Source organism: Agromyces neolithicus (assembly GCF_039529735.1).
Taxonomy (GTDB): Bacteria; Actinomycetota; Actinomycetes; order Actinomycetales; family Microbacteriaceae; genus Agromyces; species Agromyces neolithicus.
The window spans coordinates 315,055-334,435 of sequence record NZ_BAAANJ010000004.1 but is presented as its reverse complement, the minus strand read 5'-3'; the positions used below and the strand labels follow the sequence as shown (position 1 = coordinate 334,435).

Below are 19,381 nucleotides of genomic sequence, written 5' to 3'. Positions count from 1 at the left end.
AGGCTGCTGACAGCGTCGCCGAGCGGCGAACGAGAGGGGCGGAATCGTGGGTCGTCTGTTCGGAATCCTGCGGCTGCTCGCCGCCGTCGCGGTCATCGTCGCGATCGTGGGCCAGTTCGCGAACAGCCTCTCGATGGTGCCCGATCCCGCGGCGTTCGTCGTGAACTTCTTCAGCTTCTTCACGATCCTGTCGAACGCGCTCGCAGCGATCGTGCTGCTCATCGGCGCGTGGTACGGCCTGCGCGCCGCGGCCGAGCCCGACTGGTACACGTTCGCGCGCGCCGCGATCGTGACGTACATGACCACGACGCTCGTCGTCTACAACCTGCTGCTGCGCGACATCTCGCTCGACCAGGCCACGACCGTGCCCTGGTCGAACGAGATCCTGCACGTGTGGGCACCGCTGTACCTGTTGCTCGACTGGGTGTTCGCCCCGGGGCGCCGTCGTGTGCCGTGGAGCCGGTTCTGGTGGATCGCGGCATTCCCGATCGCGTGGGTGATCTACACGATGATCCGCGGCGCGGTCGTGGGCTGGTACCCGTATCCCTTCCTCGATCCGGCGATCGAACCCGGCGTCGGCTACGACGGCGTCACCGTGTACGTCATCGCGATCGCCGCGTTCATCCTGCTGGTCGGATCGGGCATCGTCGGGCTCAGCCAGGTGCGCTGGCCGCATCGCGCGGTCGGCGGCGGTGGCGCGCCCGCTGCGCCCCCCGCACCTGCCTCGTCTGACGAGCACGTCACCGCCTGAATCGAGGTCGTCGCCGCCCTCAGATCTGGCGCGCGCGATGCAGCCAGCGCGCCACCACCTGGCCGAGCATCATGTTCTGGTGCGCCTGGCCCTCGTCGCGCGGCGACACCATGCCCAATGGCGCACTGAGCGCGCCGGCCCAGTGCTCGGCGATCGCCGTCGGATGCACCGGATCGCGCGGGGCGCCGACCACGAGAGAGCGGATGCCCCGTGCCTCGAGCCCCGCGAGTTCGGCGTCGTCGTGGAACGCGCGGTTGCGGGGGATCTCGACGAGCCGCATCGCGCGGCGCGCGGCATCGGGCGCCGTGAACTGGCTGAGCAGGCCCTTCGCGCCGGCGGGTGATTCGGATGCGACGCGCTGGAAGACCGACCGCTCGCGGAATTCCTCGGCTCCGGCTGGGCCGGCATCGATGAGCAGCTGCCCGATGACGGGGAAGGCGCGCAGGTTGTCGGGCAGTGACCGGTCGTCGAATGCGGGGCGGATGAAGACGGCGCGCTCGATCGGCAGCAGGTCGTCGAGGATCAGCCGAAGCGCGAGTGCCGAACCCATCGAGATGCCGATGACGGTCAACGGGTTCGACGCGTCGGGGGCCCCGCCCGTGGCATCCGTCACCTGATCGCGCACGGTGGCCGCGATCTCGGCGGCCAGGCGGTCGATCTCGAAGTCGGCCGGGGTGCCGACCTCGAGAAACCCGCCGTGGGCGCGCACATCGGGCGCGATGATGAGCTCGTCGTCACCGCACGATGCGCGCACCGGGGAACTGAGCAGGTCGATGGGCTGTCGGCGGTCGGCACCGAGACCGTGCAGCAGCAGCGTCGTCACGCCAGCGCACCCGGGCGATACACGGCGCGCGGGTCTTCGACGGGGGCCGTCGGCAGGATCGCGGCGAGCAGTTCGTCGGCGAGTCCCACGAGGATCGCGATCTGGTCGTCGTCGCGGTCGACCCACCGGCATCGGGGCTCGTCGGCGACGGGGACGAAGTCGTCGTGCTGCTCCCAGACGACGAGGGTGCGCTCGGCGCCGAGCACGTATTGCTGCCACCAGACCTGTCGCAGGTAGCCGCGCGGGATGCCGCGCCACGGCTTCGACGTGGTCTTGATCTCGCACAGCTCGAGCGCACCGTTCGGTGCGATGCGCAGGCCATCGGGGGTCGCGAGGTGGCGTCGCTCGAACTCGGCGTGGAAGAGCAGCGTCGACGGGTCGATGCCGTGCGTACGGCGCGCCCACTCGGCGATGACGGGCTCACGCTCGCGGCCGTGGTCGGTGAAGCGGCTGCCGCCGAAACTCGTGCGGGTGCCGTGGAGTTTCTCGTATGCCGCGGTGCGCACCGACCCGCGGGTCGCGAGCTTCGCGGCATCGGTCGCGGTGACGCCGCGCGATCGCGCCCGCAACCAGGCGACGCGGTCGCCGGAGTCGGCGACCACCCGGGTCTCATGCGGATGCCTCGGCCGCGGCTCGGTGGGAGCTGCCGACCATGCGCCCTCGAGGTCGAAGAGGGCGAACGGGGTATCGGGCACGGCATCGAGCGTACTCGCCGCCGCGGTCATCGGGCAGGTCTCGTGCAAAGGGTGTCGCGGGGAGCCCAGGCGGGGGGAGTGCGCAATTCAGGTGCGGAGGCGGCGTGTCGGGGGCGCGGTCGGAGTGTCGGGGCCCCGACACACCTCCCGACCTGAACTGCGCACCCGGCATGGCCGGTTCGGGCCACTCGAGCGTGGCCCGAACACGCGATGAGGTTCGCCGAGCTTCGGAGTGGAATCGGGGTCGTCACCAGTTGCATCGCACCCCGAGGAGTCGACATGTTCACCACCACCACCACCGCCACCACCATCCCCACTACCGAGCCGGTCGTCGACGCGGCCGCCGCTGAGCGGATCGCCCGCGCCTCGATCGCCTTCGGCCGCAAGCGCGGCTACTTCCGCCTCCTGTTCGATGCGGGCCCGGTCGACGCCGCGACCTTCGCCGAGCTCGCGGGCGTGACCGAGCGCCTTGCGCGGTCCTGGCTCGATGAACAGCTCGCCGCGGGTGTGCTGCGCGTCGTCGCCTCGCCTGATGGGGAGCGCGAGGAGCTGCTGCTCCCCGGCGAATACGTGCCGATCCTGCTCGGCGACGATGGCGAGCCCGACGCACCCGAGCTCGATGGAGCCCGCGCGATGCTCGACGCGCATCGCGACCAGTTGCCACCGGCGCTCGCCGGACTGCGAGAACTGTAGTCAGGCCGCCCCCCGCGTTCCTAGACTTGGGGCGTGCAACCCGAGGACCAGGTCGTCCATTACGTGGAGCACGACGGCGCCTCGATCGCGTGGTCGGCGGTCGGGCAGGGGCCGCCGCTCGTCATCGGCGGATGGTGGTCGAGCCACCTCGACCTCGACTGGCGCAGTCCGAAGTTCCGCCGATTCGTGGCGGCAATCGCCGAGTACCGCACGGTCATCCGCTATGACCGTCCCAGCTCCGGGGTCTCCGACCGCGGGGCGATGCCCGCGCGCACGCTCGACGAAGAGCTCGCGACCCTCGAGGCCCTCATCGACGAGGCGGTGCCCGGCACACTCTCGCTGTTCGGTGCGTCATCCGGCGGCGGGGTCGCCTCGCTGTATGCGGCCCGTCACCCCGAGCGGGTCGAACGGCTCGTGCTCTACGGAGCGTACGCACGCGGCATCGACCTCGCCCCGCCCGCGGCCCGCGAGACGATGCTCTCGATCGTCGAGCAGCACTGGGGGCTCGGCTCCCGCGTGCTCGCCGACATCTTCCTGCCCGACGCGACCGCCGACGAGCGTGCGGAGTTCGCCGAGTTGCAGCGGCGCTCGGCCTCGCGCGAGGTCGCGCTCGCGTCGCTGCGCGCCGTGTACGACTTCGACGCCACGGGTCATCTCGGTGACGTGCTCGCACCCACGCTGGTGCTGCATCGTCGCGACGACCGGGCGATCCCGTTCGCGCTCGGCAAGGATCTCGCGGCGCGCATCCGCAACGCCCGCTTCGTGGCACTCGAAGGCGATGACCACTTCCCGTGGCGGGGTGACGCCGATGCGGTCGTGCGCGAGACGCTCGCGTTCCTCGGCGCCCCGGTGTCGATGACCGCATCCACCGCTTCGTCGGTCGCGGTCGCGTCGGGCATTTCGAGCACGTCCCGAGCCGCGGTGAGCCTCACCGACCGCGAGCGCGAGGTGCTGCGCCTCGTCGCGCGCGGCGAGACCGACGCCGAGATCGCGGCGCACCTCGTGCTGTCGGCGCACACCGTGCACCGTCACATCGCGAACATCCGCACGAAGCTCGGCGTGCCGTCGCGCACCGCCGCGGCCGCCTGGGCATTGCGCAACCAGCTTATCTAGCTGCGTCGCGGGCGTCGGCCGCCCACGCGCTCAGAGCGCCCGCCGCTCCCCGAACGTGCACTCCGCGCCCCTCGTGAGGGCGGCGACAGCACTGTCGGTGAACGGCGGCGAACGGATGTCCCGTGGTGGCCGATTCCGGCCACGGCAGGTTGGCCCGATCAGGCGATTCACCGATCGCGGCTTCGGCGTTGACTGCCATCGTGCCGCGCATCCGCCGGCTGGAAACACCACGCAAGGAACCTGATGTCCGAGACCCTCACCACCACAGCCACCACGACCACAGAGGTCGTCGCATCTGCAGAAGAGCATGCGGCCGAGCAGGTCGGAGCCCTCGCCGAGCAGCTCGTCGGCATGCTCGGGGCCGCCACCGAGCTGCTCACGATCGAGCTCGGCCGCCGCTTCGGCCTTTACCGCACCCTGCACGAGGCCGGCCCGATGACCGCCACAGCGTTCGCCGACGCCACCCGTGTCGCCCCGCGTTACGCGCGCGAGTGGCTCGAACAGCAGGCGGCCGCCGGCTACCTCGACGTCGTCGAGCCGGGTGCGTTCGGGCACGAGCGCCGCTTCGTACTGCCCGAACTGCACGCCCCAGTGCTCGTCGACGAGACTCATCCCGCGCACACCGCTCCCGCGGCGAGCCTGTTCGCAGGCGTCGCCCTCGCGTACCCCGAACTGGTCGCCGACTTCCGCCAAGGTCGCGGTGTCGCGTTCGGCGAGTACGGCGCAGAGCTGCGCGGCGGACTCGGCTCGCTGAACCGCCCGGGCTTCACGCACGAACTGCGCGGCTGGGTCGAAACGCTGCCCGACCGGGCCGCCGCACTCGACGCCGGCGGTGCCGTGCTCGATGCGGGCTGCGGTGTCGGCTGGTCGACCATCGCGCTCGCGAAGGCGTTCCCGAACGCCCGCATCGTCGGCCTCGACCTCGACAAGGCGTCGATCATCGAGGCGAGGCGCAACGCCCGCGATGCCGGGGTTGCCGACCGTATCGCGTTCGTGCACGGCAATGCCGGCGACAAGGCGACGATTCGCGCGGCGGCCGCGGTCGCGAACACCGGCAGAACCGAGGCGACGGGAGACACTGGCGTCGAGGCATCCGGATTCGATCTCGTCACGGTGTTCGAGGCGCTGCACGACATGGGCAGGCCGGTCGACGCACTCGCCTGGTTCCGGGCGCTGCTGCGCACGGGCGGCGCGCTGCTCGTCGCCGACGAGCGCGTGGCCGACGTGTTCCACGCCGGCGCCGAACCGGTCGAGCGCATGCTCTACGCGATGAGCGTGCTGCACTGCCTGCCCGCGACGACCGCCGAATCGGGCGACGTCGCCAACGGCACGGTGCTGCGGGCGCCGACGCTGCGACGCTGGGCGGCCGAAGCAGGTTTCGGCCGGGTCGACGTGCTCGACATCGCGAACCCGTTCTGGCGCTTCTACCGCATCGGCTGAGCGCCCGACAGCGCCCGACAGCACCCGCACGGGTGTGCAATTCAGGTGCGGAGTGGGCGTGTCGCGCGACGCGCCACGATGCCGCGGCCGCGACACACCTCCGAACCTGAATTGCGCACTCTGCGCGCGCTCGGTGATGGCGGGGCACGGGGCATCCGCTCATCGAACGCATAGCAAGCGCATAGGTCGGCGCGGATACTGGAAGCATGAGCACGACGCCTGCCACCACGCCCCACCGCGCCCCCGCCATCGCGAAGGGCGACGGCTCGATGGTGCGCGTGCTCGTGGTCGATGACGAGCACTCGCTCACCGAGCTGCTGAAGATGGCCCTCAAGTACGAGGGGTGGGACGTGCGCACCGCCGCCGACGGCTTCAGCGCCGTCAAGGTCGCCCGCGAGTTCCGGCCCGACGCGATCGTGCTCGACATCATGCTGCCCGACATCGACGGGCTCGAGGTGCTGGCCCGGGTGCGCGCCGAGGGCACCGAGACGCCCGTGCTCTTCCTCACCGCGAAGGACTCGCTCGACGACCGCATCGCCGGCCTCACCGCGGGCGGCGACGACTACGTCACGAAGCCGTTCAGCCTCGAAGAGGTGGTGGCGCGCCTGCGCGGGCTCATTCGGCGCTCCACCCTGACGCTCGCGCAGGCGAAGGACCCGGTGCTCACCGTCGGCGACGTCACCCTCGACGAGGACTCCTACGAGGTCGCGCGCGGGGGCACGCCGGTCGAGCTGACCGCGACCGAGTTCGAGCTGCTGCGCTTCCTCATGCGCAACCCGCGCCGCGTGCTGTCGAAGGCGCAGATCCTCGACCGCGTCTGGTCGTACGACTTCGGCGGCAAGGAGTCGGTCGTCGAGCTCTACATCTCGTACCTGCGCAAGAAGATCGACGCCGGCCGTGAGCCGATGATCCACACGGTGCGCGGCGCAGGTTACATGCTGAAGGCCGCCGGATGACCCACCCCGGCGATCCCGGATACGCCGCGGCCGCTCGCGCCAGTGCGACAGTGGCTTCGCCCCCCGAACCGGCGCTCTCCCCTGAGCCTGACCACCGCGCGCAATGGAGCCTCGAGCGCCGCCTGCTCGTGGTGCTCGCCGGGCTCGTCGCAGCAGTGAGCCTCATCGTCGGCATCGCGAGCGTCACTGTGTTCCACACCTCATCGGTCGCATCGGTCGACGCCGAACTGCGGTCGGCGATGACCCGCGCCGAACTGAACATCCGCGGGCCGATCCCGCTGCCGGGAGGAGCCGCCGGGCCGAGCGTGCTGCTCGACGTCGCCGGCCAGTCGGCCGGCACCCTCGCCGCGGTCGTGCCGGACGAGGGCGCGCCGAGTGCCGCCTACATCTCGGAGGACGCCGAGGGCATCGTCGGCCTCGGCACCGAACCCACGCGGGCGCTCGCCGCGGTCCCCGCCGATGGCGAGGTGCACACGATCGACGCCGGCTCCCCGTTCGGCTCGTTCCGCGCGCTCGCCGAACGCAAAGAGAACGTGCCCGACACCCGTGTCGTGCTCGCCCTGCCGCTCGCCGACGTCGAACGTTCGACGACCGAGCTCGCCGTGACGATCGCGGTTGTGGCCCTCGCCGCGCTCATTCTCGCCATCGGCTTCGGCTCGCTCATCGTGCGCCGGGCGCTGTCGCCGCTCTCGCGAATGACCGCGACTGCGCTCGAGGTGTCGCAGCTGCCGCTCGACCGCGGTGACGTCGCCCTGACCGAGCGGGTCGTGGTCGACGACGAGCGCACCGAGGTCGGGCGCCTCGGCACCGCGTTCAACCGCATGCTGGGGCACGTGGCATCCGCGCTCTCTGCTCGTGAGCAGAGCGAGCAGAAGGTGCGCCGCTTCGTCGCCGACGCATCGCACGAACTGCGCACCCCCCTCGCGTCGATCCGCGGCTACGCCGAGCTCACGCGCATGCACGGCGGCCGGCTGCCCGACGACGTGACGCACGCGATCGGGCGCATCGAGTCGGAGTCGGTGCGCATGACCGAGCTCGTCGAAGACCTGCTGCTGCTCGCGCGGCTCGACGAGGGGCGAGAGCTCGTGCACACGACTGTCGACCTCAGCGCGCTCGTGGCCGATGCGCTCGGCGACGCTCAGGTGGCCGGTCCTGAACATGACTGGTCGGTCGACCTCGCCGACGAGGCCGTCGAGGTGTCGGGCGACCCTGCCCGACTGCATCAGGTGATCGCGAACCTGCTCGCGAACGCTCGCCTGCACACGCCCGCCGGAACTTCGGTGCGCGTGCAGCTCGCGCGAGCGGGTGACCGGGCGATCCTCACGGTCGCCGACGACGGCCCGGGAATCGACCCTCAGGTGCGCGACACGCTGTTCGAGCGATTCGAGCGAGGGGATGCCTCGCGCTCGCGCCGCGCCGGAAGCACAGGCCTGGGGCTCGCGATCGTACGTGCGGTCGTCGAGGCGCACCACGGCTCGGTCGGGGTCGAGAGCGAGCCCGGCTCGACGGTGTTCACGGTCGAGCTACCGGTGTCCAAGCCGACGGTCGTATAGCGAGCGTCCTTCTCGTTGGTCGAGCAGCGAGCGCAGCGAGCGTCTCGAGACCCGTCGCCCCGCACCTCAGAGCAGGCGGCCGAGCAGCTTGGCGAACAGCGCGATCTCGCCCGGCTCCCACTCATGCAGGCGCTCGCGCATCGCGGCCCGGTTCTCGGCCTTCACCTCGCCGACCTGCTTGATCGCGAGGGGAGTGGCGGCGATCACCCTCGAGCGGGCGTCGTGCTCGTCGACCCGGGACTCGGTGAGCCCGAGCTCCTCGAGCTGGCGCAACTGACGGCTCAGCAGGCTCTTGTCGATCTGCAGCTCTTCGGCAAGGGAGCCCGCGTGCGCGGGGCCCCTCGTCACGAGGGTCGCGATGACCTTGTAGCCGGTCGGCTGCAGGTCGGGATGAACCCGGGCCGCAGCGAGCCGCCACTGGGTGCGAGCGCGGTGGAAGAGCCGGCCGAACTCGTCTTCGACGGCCGCGATCGACGCCTCGAGGTCGGGTTCGGTGGTCACAGGCGACATCTTATGCTCGCCCGCCTTCGCGGGGTGTCGTGGTGCCGATTGCGGCGACCGATGCCGTCACGGGCACCCCGACCGAGGCCTCGGCGACCTCGAGCAGCTCTTCGCCGACCTGTTCGAGTTCGGCCTCGAGCGATTCGTCGGCCGAGTCGTCTGAGGTCGTCTCGAGCTTCGTGCGCTGCACGGCGGTGAGGGTGCCGAGCTGCACGTTGGGCAGGAAGATCACGGCGATGAGCGTGATCACGGTGAGCGGCACGGCCGCGAGGAACACGCTGCCCACACCGAGGCCGTACGCCGACTCGACGACGACCCGCAGGTAATCCGGCAGTTCGGCGATGTGCGGAATGCTGCCGCCGCCGAGCGTCTGCGCCGCCACGGCCTGCTGCTCGGGCTGGAGGCCCGACATGCCGCTCTTGATGTGGTCGGCGACGACGGTGCCGAGGATCGAGCCCATGACGGCGACGCCGGCGGTGCCGCCGAGGCTGCGGAAGAACGTGACCGCACTGGTGGCGACGCCCAGGTTCTTCACCTCGGTCGTGTTCTGCACGACGAGCACCATGTTCTGCATGACCATGCCGATGCCCGCGCCGAGCACGAACATCGAGAAGCCGACGTAGGTGAAGTCGGTGTCGTACTCGAGTCGACTGAGCAGCACGGTTCCGGCGACGGCGAGCGCGGCGCCGGTGATGACGAACGCCTTCCACTTGCCGTGGCGCGAGATGAGCCCGCCCACGATGGTCGACGAGATGAGCACGCCGGCCATCATCGGGATGGTGAGCAGCCCCGATTCGGTGGGGGTCGCGCCCCGGGCGAGCTGCATGTACTGGCTGAGGAACACCGCGGTGCCGAACATGGCGACGCCGACGCTGAGGCTCGCGACGACCGAGAGCGTGAACGTGCGGTTCTTGAAGAGCCCGAGGGGGATGAGCGGCTCTTTCGAGCGCAGTTCGACGACCACGGCGATCGCGAGCAGCACCACGGCGCCGCCGATCATGAGCCACGACTCGAGTGAGTTCCACTCGAACTGGCTGCCGCCGAGCGACACCCAGATGAGCAGCAGCGAGACGCCGGCCGAGATGAGGATGATGCCGAAGTAGTCGATCGACACCTTCTTCTTGGTGAGCTTCGGCAGGTGCAGTGTGCGCTGCAGCAGCACGAGTGCGACGACGGCGATCGGCAGGCCGACGAAGAAGTTCCAGCGCCAGCCGAGGGTGTCGGTGATGACGCCTCCCAGCAGCGGACCGCCGATGGTGGCCACGGCCATGACCGCGCCGAAGAGGCCGGCGTAGCGGCCGCGCTCGCGCGGGCTGAGGATGTCGGCCATGACGATCTGGCTGAGCGCCGCGAGTCCGCCGGCGCCGAGGCCCTGGAACACGCGCATGGTGATGAGCATCGCCGGGTCTTGCGCGAAGCCCGCGATCGCCGATGACACGACGAAGATGACAAGGGCGAGCTGCAGCAGCAGCTTGCGGTTGAAGAGGTCGGCGAGCTTGCCCCAGATCGGGGTCGAGACGGTGGTCGCGAGCAGGGTTGCGGTGACGACCCACGTGAACGCGCTCTGGTCGCCGTCGAGGTCGGCGATGATCAGCGGCAGCGACGTGCCGACGACGGTCGAGGCGATCATCGAGACGAACATGCCGAGCAGGAGGCCTGAGAGGGCGGTGAGCACCTGGCGGTGCGTCATGCCTCCCTCGGTGAGTGCATCGGCTGCGGGCGCCGAGGAGGGACGTGACATGCGGTGAGGGCTCCAGAAAGTAGTTGACTTCGATCAACTCTAATCAATTAGATGATTCATGTCAACTATTGCTGGTGGTCAACTATTGGCTGGAACGGCGGGGCGAGCTTGACCCCGACGTCGTGCTTCGTCAGCATGTGCCCATGACCCCGATGAACAGCAACACGAGCGCGCCCAGCGCACCTGCACCGTCCGATGAGTCGGGCGACGACGAGATCGTCGAGTTCGTCGACCTGTTCCGCCGCTTCCTCGCCGAGGTCGTCAACCGGCCCCGCGCATCGCCGGCCGAGTCGACACCGCTGGGGGCGCTGGTCATGGAGCACCTCGGCGAGGACTTCCGAGGGCTCCCGGTGATCACCGAGTCGATGCCCCCGCATCGACTGGCTGATGCCGACCTCGCGCTCGACGCCATGTCGGCGTCGGGCTCGGGTCGACTTCTCGGTGTGGATGGAGGGCAGGCCCGCGGCCACATGGCGTTCATCGACCTCTTGGTGAACCCGCATCAGGCCTTCTCACCCGGTCCTGTCGATTACGTCACGACCGCGACGGGCCCCTCCACAGAGCGTCGGTCAGTGGCGTTCGGGGTGCGATTGCTGGTGCACGATGGTTCGCCGGTGGCGGTGCTCCAGCGAGGGAGCGCTCCCGAACACGGCCGTGACGACGCCAGGTTGGAGATCATCGCCTCGACCCCATCGGTCGCAGACACGTTCCTCGCCGATCTCCGACGACTCATGCTCGAACTCAGCGTGCTGCGGGGAAAGGTGGTCACGATCGGAGGCACCCAGTTCGGTCGCGCGATGGGCATGACGACCTTCGTGGAACGACCTGAGGTCGCAGAGGATCAGCTTGTGCTGGAGCCCGAGACGCTCGAGTCGGTGGTGCGCCATGTGGTCGACCTCGGCGACCAGCGGAATGTGCTCCGAGGATTGGGCCTGCACCTGAAGCGGGGGCTGTTGCTCTATGGCCCGCCCGGGACGGGCAAGACCCTCACCGTTCGGCACCTGCTCAGCCGAACGCCTGGCACCACGGCGGTTCTGCTCAACGGACCGAGCATCGGGTTCATCTCCATGGCGGCGGAGATTGCTCGAGCCATGCAGCCCGCCATCGTGGTGCTCGAGGACGTGGACCTCGTGGCGAACGACCGCTCGATCGCTGTGCGCGGCAACAGCGTGCTCTTCACCATCCTCGACGCGCTCGACGGCTTGGAGGGCGACGCCGATGTGACGTTCATCTTGACGACGAACCGGGTCGAGGTGCTGGAGCGGGCGCTGGCCGACCGCCCCGGCCGCATCGACCTCGCCGCGGAGATCCCGTTGCCGGATCAGACCGCGCGACGCCGACTCTTCCGGCTGTACGGTCGAGGTCTGCCGTTCTCGGAGCGCGCGCTCGAGGCTGCAGCCGACCGAGCGGAGGGCACCACTGGTTCCTTCGCGAAGGAGCTCATGCGCCGCGCTGTGCTCACCGCCGCGGTGGCGTCTCGACCGGCCGTCGACGACGACCTCTCGAGCACGCTCGAAACGCTGCTGTCGGACCGCTCTGATCTCACCCGCAAGTTGCTCGTCGGCGGAGTGCCGGCGGGAACGGATGGGCGACACCCGATGGGACCGGGTGGGCCGGTGCAGATGGAGGGTGGCGGGATCTCGTTCGGTTACATCGGCGGCGCGTGACTCGCGGCACTCCAGGCCGTCTCGTGAAGCCTGCGCTGGGATGGAGTGCGGCGATGACGCGAACTCAGACGCGACGATGGGGCCGATCGATCGGTGTCACGGCGCTCATTGCGGTCACGATGGCCGGCTGTGTGGGCGCCCCGGCCGGTTCTGTTTCCACGGATGCTCCGGGCCTGGCCTCCACCGAAACGGTGGCTCCCGATCCTGCCCTGCCAGAGCAGGCTCCACGTCTGTCGGATCTGGCCCCTGGCACCCTGATCGCCACCGGCGCGTTCGACGATCGCGGCACTACAGGTCGGATCGAGATCAGGGCGAACGGCGCGGCCTCGGGCTTCGATGTCACCCTGGCCGGAATCTCGCCGGCACCCGCCGCTGGCATGACGCTCGAGCTCAACTCCCTGCCACCGGACTCGAGTGACGCCGAGTTGAAGTCGGGCTTCAGTTACTACCGATACGACTCACTGGCGCAGGTGTCCGACCAGACGTTCCGGGTGCCGAGCCCGGGGTACGGCGGCTTCGAATCGAACGACCCGAGCTACATGCGAACCGCGGTGATCTGGGCGCCCGCAGCCGGAAGCGATTTCGGCTTCGACAACGTGGTCTCGACAGCGCCGCTGACCTGGGACCTTCCCGATATGAACCCGGGTCTCGAGGTCGTCGACCATGGTGCCGCCGACGGCGCGGCCGGGCAGGCCACGCTCGCCGCCGACGGTGCCCCCATCGGCTACCGCGTCGCACGGGGCGACACATCGGCCGGGATCATGGCGCGATTCGGCATCACCATGGAAGACCTCGAATGGCTGAATCCCGACCGTGACAGGAATCGACTCGTTCTCGCCGACATCACCCTCAACTTGGCACCGGGGTCGCGCGGACTCCGCATGTGACCGTCGCGGCCCGAGCGAGAGTGCTACATCACCGCAGTCACCTCGATCTCGACGAGTGCGTCGGGGCGACCGAGGGCGGCCACGAACAGCACCGTGAGGGCCGTCGGGTGCTGACCCCAGACCCGCATCGACGCGGCGAAGCCCTCGTCGACCGATTCGCCGGCGGCGACGTACACGGCCATGCGCACCACGTTCGTCTGGTCGGCGCCGACCTCGGCGAGCACGGCGAGCACGTTGCGGATCGCCTGCTCGGTCTGGGCGCCGAGGCCGCCGGGCACGATCGCGCCCGAGGCATCTGTTCCGTTCTGGCCGCCGACATGCAGCGTGTCATGGGCGCCGCGCACGATCACTCCCTGGCTGAACGCCGGATTCGTGTGGAGCGTGCTGGGGTTGAGGTGTGTGATCTCCATGCCTCCGGTCTATCGTCAACCACCGACGATCGGCCTCAGCGACAGCGATTTGGCCGTTGGGAGAGGCATCCGTTAGTCTTGACGGAGCCGAAGACCGCTGGTTGTCGTGCGCGCCTTGTGAAAGCGAGCCGATGCCGACCGAAATCTTGCGAAAGCAAGGGCCCGCGCAGGTGTGACGAAGACTTCCGAGCAATCGGGCCGAGCTCCGCGCAACTGCGCCGGAGCTTTTTTCTTTCCCACGAACGTTCCAGCGCTCCCAGGCCGTGCATCGCTTCCGCGATGCGCGTTGAAGACACAAGGAGTGGCCATGGCGAACAAGGAAGCCTCGGTTGCCGAACTCACGAACCTGTTCGAGAGCTCGACCGCCGTTCTGCTGACCGAATACCGCGGCCTCACTGTTGCCCAGCTCAAGACGCTGCGCAAGTCCATCAGTGGGGACGCGAGCTACGCCGTGGTGAAGAACACGCTGACCAAGATCGCGGCCAACAATGTCGGGATCAGCTCGTTCGACGACGACCTCAAGGGGCCGTCGGCGATCGCGTTCGTGCACGGTGACCCGGTCGCCGTCGCGAAGGCGCTGCGTGACTTCGCCAAGGCGAACCCTCTCCTCGTGGTCAAGGGCGGCTATTTCGATGGCAAGCCCCTGACCGCAGCAGAGGTAGGCAAGCTCGCCGACCTCGAGTCCCGCGAAGTGCTGCTGGCGAAGCTCGCCGGTGCCTTCAAGGCCTCGCTGTTCGGAGCCGCATATCTGTTCAACGCACCGCTGTCGAAGGCCGTTCGCACGGTCGACGCGCTGCGTGAGAAGCAGGAGTCCGCTGCGTAGGCGCGAGCCTCTCAAGCGGTGAGTAACTAACCAAGGAGAAGAAACAATGGCAAAGCTGTCAACTGAAGAGCTGCTCGAGCAGTTCAAGGGCCTGACCCTCATCGAGCTCTCGGAGTTCGTCAAGGCGTTCGAGGAGACCTTCGAGGTCACCGCGGCCGCCCCCGTCGCCGTTGCCGGCCCCGCTGCCGCGGGCGGCGGCGCTGCTGCTGAAGAGGCCGAAGAGAAGGACTCCTTCGACGTCGTCCTCGAGGCTGCCGGCGACAAGAAGATCCAGGTCATCAAGGTCGTGCGCGAGCTCACCTCGCTCGGCCTCGGCGAGGCCAAGGCCGTCGTCGACGGTGCTCCCAAGGCCGTGCTCGAGGGCGCGAACAAGGAGACCGCCGAGAAGGCTCAGGCCGCGCTCGTCGAGGCCGGCGCAACCGTCACCCTCAAGTAGTCGCCGGCGCTCGTTCGGGCGCGTGCAGCTTGAGGTGACCTGCGTCACCTGAATACACGGATGCCCCGTGGCTCGTCTCGAGCCACGGGGCATCCGTCGTTCTCAGCGGGGCACCGCCGCTCGGCGCCAGAGTGCTTCAGCGCAGCGCGGCCGTCGTCGAGCGCACCACCAGGCGCGTGGGCAGCGGCGCGCCCGAGTCGGGCAGAGGATCTGCAACGACGTCTTCCCCGAGCAGGTGCAGCACGACGTCGACCGCGAGACGCCCCTGTTCACCGGGGTACTGCTCGATCGTCGTGAGGCCGAACATCTCGGCGTACTCGTGTCCGTCGACGCCGATGACCGACAGGTCGCCGGGCACCGCGAGACCGAGTCGCTCGGCCGCACGGATGGCGCCGAACGCCATTTCGTCGGAGGCAGCGAACACGGCCGACGGCCGTCGCCCGGGGTGCCCGAGCAACTGCAGGGCGCCGGTGTACCCGCCGGGCATGCTCATCGCGGTCTCGACGATGTGCGCATCGGCCTCGGACGCGAGGCCCGCGGCGGCCATCGCCTCGAGGTACCCCTCGCGGCGGCATCCGTGCACGCTCTCCGGGTGCGTCGACGCGCCCTCACCGGCGAGGTGCGCGATGCGGGTGTGACCGAGGTGCAGCAGGTGCTCGGTCGCAAGGGCACCGACCGCGCGATCGTCGATCGAGAGCAGCGCGCCGCCGGTTCCGCTGCCCCCGAGGCTCACGAGCGGCTTCTCGCGGCGGTCGAGCGAGGCCGTCTCGCGCTCAGTGAGATCGACGCCGACCGCGATCACCGCGTCGACCCGCTTGCGGGCGAGGAAGAAGTCGAAGACCCGGTCGCGGTCCAGGCCCGCCGAGCCCACGTTGTAGAGCGTCAGGTCGTAGCCCGCCGCGAGCAGCGCCTGCTCGATGCCCTCGAGCACCTCGCCGAAGAACCAGCGGTTGACGAATGGGATCACGACGCCGACGTTCATGGTGCGTCCCGTGACGAGGCTCGCGGCGGCGGGCGATGCGATGTAGCCGATCTCGGCGGCCGCGGCCTCGACGCGGCGGCGGGTGGCGTCGGCGACGTGCCCGCGACCCGAGAGGGCGCGCGACGCCGTGGCCTTCGAGACCCCGGCCAGCCGTGCCACGTCGCCGATCGCGGCCATCAGCAACTCCCTCCATCGGGCAGTTCCGGTGCTGAGCATAGTGGCTGCGACCACCGAGATGGAACCGATTCCAGTATGTGAATCGGATGCCCCCCACCGGGCGTCTCCCGCCATGGGAGCGCTCTCCACCCGTAGAAGAGGCATCCGCTCATGGTTCCCGTTTCGTGATCTGCGTTCCCTTGTGGTCGCCCGTGCACCTGTCCTAGCGTGGGTGCTGGAACCGGTTCCCGGCTTTCCTCCTGCACCACACTCAACCTCAACGAGGAGATGACATGAGACTCACACGGCATCGCCGTTGGCTGGCTCCCGCGGCGGTGGCCGCGGCCGTCGGCCTGGCACTCACCGCCTGTACGGGAGACATCGCGAACGAAGAAGCCGGCGACGTCGACTGCGGCCCCTACGAGGAGTACGGCACCTTCGACGGTGCCGAGGTCACGGTCGGCGGCACCATCCTCGACCTCGAGGCCGATCGGCTCGTCGAGTCGTGGGCCGACTTCGAGACGTGCACGGGCATCACCGTCGACTACCAGGGCTCGAGCGAGTTCGAGGCGCAGATCGCGGTGCTCGCCGAGGGCGGCAACGCGCCCGACGTCGGCATCGTCCCGCAGCCGGGCCTGATGAACCGCCTCGCCGCAGGTGGCTGGCTGATCCCGGCTTCCGAGCCCGTCGAGGCGAACACCGACGAGTTCTGGTCTGAAGACTGGAAGACGTACGGCACCGGCACCGCCGACGGCGTGTTCTACGGTGCTCCGCTCATGGCGAGCATCAAGGGCTACGTCTGGTACTCGCCGGCCGAGTTCGAAGAGAAGGGCTACGAGATCCCGAAGACGCTCGACGAACTCACGGAGCTGTCCGAGACCATCGCGGCCGAGGGCGACCACAAACCGTGGTGCGTCGGCCTCGAGTCCGGTGACGCCACCGGCTGGCCGGGCACCGACTGGGTCGAGGACTACATGCTGCGCCTGCACGGCGCCGATGTGTACGACCAGTGGGTGGCTCACGAGATCCCGTTCAACGACCCGCAGGTCGCTGAGGCGTTCGACGCCGTCGGCGAGTACCTGAAGAACGAAGAGATGGTCAACGGCGGCATCGGCGATGTGTCGACGCTCGTCACCGAGGCCTTCCAGACCGGCGGTCTGCCGATCCTCGACGGCGAGTGCTCGCTGCACCACCAGGCGTCGTTCTACGAGACGTTCTGGAACCCCGAGGGTGGCGACGCGAACACCGTGGCCTCCGACGGAACGGTGTTCGGCTTCCTGCTCCCGCCCGAGAACGCCGACGACCCGCTGTCGGTGACCGGCGGCGGCGAGATCGTGGTCGCGTTCCGCGAGGCCGAAGAGGTCGAGGCGTTCCGCCACTACCTGTCGAGCGACACCTGGGCGAACAACCGGGTGGGCCTCGGCGGAGTCATCAGCGCGAACAAGGGCGTCGACCCCGAGGTTGCGTCGAGCGAGCTGCTCGTGCAGTCCATCGAGATCCTGCAAGATCCCGAGACCACGTTCCGGTTCGACGGCTCCGACTTGATGCCCGGTGCCGTAGGCGCCGATTCCTTCTGGAAGGGCATCGTCTCCTGGGTCGGCGGTCAGAGCACCCCGCAGGTGCTCGACACGATCGAGGCCAGCTGGCCGGCCAGCTAGCGCTCCGCGCGCCGCGTGCGACGCGCCCCCATCACGGGGCATGATCGAGGGGCGGGGCTTCCAAACCCCGCCCCTTGTCACCCCGGATTCACCGACGGCCCTGTTTCAATGAAGAACATCGGGAGGCACGATGACCACGGCCGATCTCCTCGGCAAGATCCTTCAGGTGGTGATGGGCCTGGCCGTGTTCGCCGCGGTCGTCGGCCTGCTCGTCTTCTTCATCGACAAGGCGCCGAAGAAGGGCCGCGACTACTGGCAGCTCGCGCTGTTCCTGCTCCCTGCGATGCTGTTCGTCGTGGTCGGCCTGGTCTATCCCGCCATTCGCACGAGCCTCCTCGCGTTCCAAGACCGCTCGGGCGCCTGGAGCCTCGACAACTTCATCTGGATGTTCACGCAGCCCTCGGCCATCCGCACGCTCATCAACACGGTCATCTGGGTGGCGATCGCGCCGATCGTCTCGACGGTGATCGGGCTCGCCTACGCCGTGTTCATCGACCGGTCGCGCGGTGAGAAGTACTACAAGGTGCTCGTGTTCATGCCGATCGCGATCTCGTTCGTCGGCGCGAGTGTCATCTGGCGCTTCGTCTACGAGTATCGCTCGGGCGATCGCGAGCAGATCGGCCTGCTGAACGCGATCGTCGTCGCTTTCGGCGGTGAACCGGTGCAGTGGATGCAGACCGATCCGATCAACACGATCCTGTTGATCGTCATCATGATCTGGGTGCAGACCGGATTCGCGATGGTGCTGCTCAGCGCCGCCATCAAGGGCATTCCCACCGAGCAGATCGAGGCCGCGCAGCTCGACGGAACGAACGGGTGGCAACGCTTCAGGAATGTGACGGTCCCGGGCATCCGGGGGGCGCTCGTCGTGGTATTCACGACGATCTCGATCGCCACGCTGAAGGTGTTCGACATCGTGCGAACGATGACGGCGGGCAACTTCGAGACCAGCGTCGTCGCGAACGAGATGTACACCCAGGCCTTCCGCGCCAGTGAGGTGGGGCGGGGGTCAGCCCTTGCGCTGATCCTGTTCGTGATGGTCCTGCCGATCATCATCTACAACGTCAATGTGCTTCGCAAGCAGAGGGAGATCCGATGAGCAGCGTCGCCCCCGCCGACCTCCCGATCGGCAAGGAGCTCGCCGATGGCGAGGCCGCCGAGATCGCCGAGCGTGAGCCCGGCACCAAGGTCGGGCGCGTCAAGAAACGCCTCACTTCGCGCACGGCGACAATCGCGGCGCTCGTCATCGCCGTGGTCTGGACGATCCCCACGTTCGGCCTGCTCGTCTCGTCGTTCCGCCCTGCCGAGCTCATTCGCACGACCGGCTGGTGGACGATCTTCCAGAACCCCGGCTTCACGCTCGACAACTACGCCAGCGTGCTCTTCTCGACGTCGAGGTCGTCACCGCAACTCGGCGCCTACATCGTGAACTCGGTCGCGATCACCCTGTTGGCCACCTTGATCACGTTGACCTTCGCGGCGATGGCGGCCTATGCATTCGCGTGGATCAAGTTCAAGTGGGTGAACTGGCTGTTCATCTTCGTGTTCGCCCTGCAGATCGTTCCCCTGCAGATGTCGCTCGTGCCGGTGCTGCAGATCTTCTCGACCTGGCTCCGGCCGATGCAGGCGTGGTTGCACGACATCGTGCCGATCATCCCCGAGCAGAACTACCTGCCGCTCTGGCTCGCACACACGATGTTCGGACTGCCGCTCGCGATCTTCCTGCTGCACAACTTCATCTCCGACATCCCGGCCGATGTCATCGAAGCGGCGAAGGTCGACGGGGCGACGCACGGGCAGATCTTCTTCCGGATCGTGCTGCCACTCGCGACCCCGGCGCTCGCGTCGTTCGCGATCTTCCAGTTCATCTGGGTGTGGAACGACCTGCTCGTCGCGCTCATCTTCTCGGGCGGCACGCAAGACGTCGCGCCGATCACCCAGCGCCTGGCCGAGTTGGTCGGCACGAGGGGCCAGGACTGGCAGTTGCTGACCGCCGCGGCCTTCATCTCGATCATCATCCCGCTCATCGTGTTCTTCGCCCTGCAGCGGTACTTCGTGCGCGGGCTGCTGGCGGGCGCCACGAAGGGTTAGCCCGG

19 protein-coding genes are annotated in these 19,381 nt (G+C 68.8%); 13 read left to right on the top strand and 6 right to left on the bottom strand.

What is annotated here, in order from left to right; translation table 11 throughout:
• Positions 1-46: 46 nt before the first annotated feature.
• Positions 47-751: a Pr6Pr family membrane protein gene (locus ABD164_RS07040; RefSeq protein WP_344294851.1), complete on the top strand. Its 705-nt coding sequence runs from the start codon at positions 47-49 to the stop codon at positions 749-751.
• A gap of 19 nt (positions 752-770) precedes the next feature.
• Here the strand turns inward: ABD164_RS07040 and ABD164_RS07035 are convergent, their stop codons facing one another.
• The gene (locus tag ABD164_RS07035) at positions 771-1,574 is read right to left on the bottom strand and encodes an alpha/beta fold hydrolase (RefSeq protein ID WP_344294849.1); all 804 of its coding nucleotides are present in this window, start codon (positions 1,572-1,574) and stop codon (positions 771-773) included.
• Positions 1,571-2,269, bottom strand: coding sequence for a YqaJ viral recombinase family protein (locus ABD164_RS07030; RefSeq protein WP_425545914.1), 699 nt, complete (start codon positions 2,267-2,269; stop codon positions 1,571-1,573). Before ABD164_RS07030 ends, ABD164_RS07035 begins: the two co-directional genes overlap by 4 nt.
• A 279-nt stretch (positions 2,270-2,548) precedes the next feature.
• Between ABD164_RS07030 and ABD164_RS07025 the strand changes: the two genes are divergently transcribed.
• The 5 genes from ABD164_RS07025 (at position 2,549) to ABD164_RS07005 (ending at position 8,024) form a co-directional block, all read left to right on the top strand.
• Positions 2,549-2,962, top strand: a complete 414-nt coding sequence (locus ABD164_RS07025) for a hypothetical protein (protein ID WP_344294847.1) — start codon at positions 2,549-2,551, stop codon at positions 2,960-2,962.
• Between the two features lie 33 nt (positions 2,963-2,995).
• Positions 2,996-4,075 carry an alpha/beta fold hydrolase gene (locus tag ABD164_RS07020; protein WP_344294845.1) on the top strand — a complete coding sequence of 360 codons (1,080 nt, stop codon included), beginning with the start codon at positions 2,996-2,998 and terminating at the stop codon, positions 4,073-4,075.
• A gap of 243 nt (positions 4,076-4,318) precedes the next feature.
• Positions 4,319-5,515, top strand: a complete 1,197-nt coding sequence (locus tag ABD164_RS07015; RefSeq protein ID WP_344294841.1) for a methyltransferase domain-containing protein — start codon at positions 4,319-4,321, stop codon at positions 5,513-5,515.
• A 206-nt stretch (positions 5,516-5,721) separates the two neighbouring features.
• Complete coding sequence (locus ABD164_RS07010) at positions 5,722-6,471, top strand: response regulator transcription factor (protein ID WP_344294838.1); 750 nt, start codon at positions 5,722-5,724, stop codon at positions 6,469-6,471.
• A 50-nt stretch (positions 6,472-6,521) separates the two neighbouring features.
• Positions 6,522-8,024 (top strand): sensor histidine kinase, encoded by a 1,503-nt coding sequence (locus ABD164_RS07005; protein WP_344294835.1) that lies wholly within the window; start codon positions 6,522-6,524, stop codon positions 8,022-8,024.
• 66 nt (positions 8,025-8,090) lie between these two features.
• Here the strand turns inward: ABD164_RS07005 and ABD164_RS07000 are convergent, their stop codons facing one another.
• Together ABD164_RS07000 and ABD164_RS06995 are read right to left on the bottom strand one after the other, a co-directional pair.
• On the bottom strand, positions 8,091-8,525 hold the full coding sequence (locus tag ABD164_RS07000) for a MarR family winged helix-turn-helix transcriptional regulator (RefSeq protein WP_344294833.1): 435 nt from the start codon (positions 8,523-8,525) through the stop codon (positions 8,091-8,093).
• 10 nt (positions 8,526-8,535) lie between these two features.
• Positions 8,536-10,266: an MDR family MFS transporter gene (locus ABD164_RS06995; RefSeq protein ID WP_344294830.1), complete on the bottom strand. Its 1,731-nt coding sequence runs from the start codon at positions 10,264-10,266 to the stop codon at positions 8,536-8,538.
• Positions 10,267-10,409: 143 nt separating this feature from the next.
• On the opposite strand from ABD164_RS06995, the gene ABD164_RS06990 reads away from it, so the two are divergent.
• Positions 10,410-11,933, top strand: coding sequence for an AAA family ATPase (locus tag ABD164_RS06990; protein ID WP_344294828.1), 1,524 nt, complete (start codon positions 10,410-10,412; stop codon positions 11,931-11,933).
• A 191-nt stretch (positions 11,934-12,124) separates the two neighbouring features.
• Positions 12,125-12,820, top strand: a complete 696-nt coding sequence (locus ABD164_RS06985) for a LysM peptidoglycan-binding domain-containing protein (RefSeq protein ID WP_344294826.1) — start codon at positions 12,125-12,127, stop codon at positions 12,818-12,820.
• 23 nt (positions 12,821-12,843) lie between these two features.
• On the opposite strand, the gene ABD164_RS06980 is transcribed toward ABD164_RS06985, so the two are convergent.
• Positions 12,844-13,230 (bottom strand): RidA family protein, encoded by a 387-nt coding sequence (locus tag ABD164_RS06980; protein ID WP_344294824.1) that lies wholly within the window; start codon positions 13,228-13,230, stop codon positions 12,844-12,846.
• 307 nt (positions 13,231-13,537) lie between these two features.
• Here ABD164_RS06980 and rplJ point away from each other — a divergent pair, with 307 nt between their 5' ends.
• Entirely contained in the window at positions 13,538-14,053 is a 516-nt protein-coding gene (gene rplJ, locus ABD164_RS06975) for a 50S ribosomal protein L10 (protein WP_232498145.1), read from the top strand.
• A gap of 46 nt (positions 14,054-14,099) precedes the next feature.
• Positions 14,100-14,489, top strand: a complete 390-nt coding sequence (gene rplL / locus ABD164_RS06970; protein WP_344294822.1) for a 50S ribosomal protein L7/L12 — start codon at positions 14,100-14,102, stop codon at positions 14,487-14,489.
• A gap of 136 nt (positions 14,490-14,625) precedes the next feature.
• Here the strand turns inward: rplL and ABD164_RS06965 are convergent, their stop codons facing one another.
• Complete coding sequence (locus ABD164_RS06965) at positions 14,626-15,648, bottom strand: LacI family DNA-binding transcriptional regulator (RefSeq protein ID WP_344294820.1); 1,023 nt, start codon at positions 15,646-15,648, stop codon at positions 14,626-14,628.
• Between the two features lie 272 nt (positions 15,649-15,920).
• Here ABD164_RS06965 and ABD164_RS06960 point away from each other — a divergent pair, with 272 nt between their 5' ends.
• The 3 genes from ABD164_RS06960 to ABD164_RS06950 all read left to right on the top strand — a co-directional run bounded on the left by ABD164_RS06960 (position 15,921) and on the right by ABD164_RS06950 (position 19,376).
• Positions 15,921-17,285 carry an ABC transporter substrate-binding protein gene (locus tag ABD164_RS06960; protein WP_344294818.1) on the top strand — a complete coding sequence of 455 codons (1,365 nt, stop codon included), beginning with the start codon at positions 15,921-15,923 and terminating at the stop codon, positions 17,283-17,285.
• 130 nt (positions 17,286-17,415) lie between these two features.
• On the top strand, positions 17,416-18,384 hold the full coding sequence (locus ABD164_RS06955) for a carbohydrate ABC transporter permease (RefSeq protein WP_344294816.1): 969 nt from the start codon (positions 17,416-17,418) through the stop codon (positions 18,382-18,384).
• A complete protein-coding gene (locus tag ABD164_RS06950; RefSeq protein ID WP_344294814.1) occupies positions 18,381-19,376 on the top strand; it encodes a carbohydrate ABC transporter permease in 996 nt (331 codons plus the stop codon). Before ABD164_RS06955 ends, ABD164_RS06950 begins: the two co-directional genes overlap by 4 nt.
• The last annotated feature ends 5 nt before the right edge of the window (positions 19,377-19,381 follow it).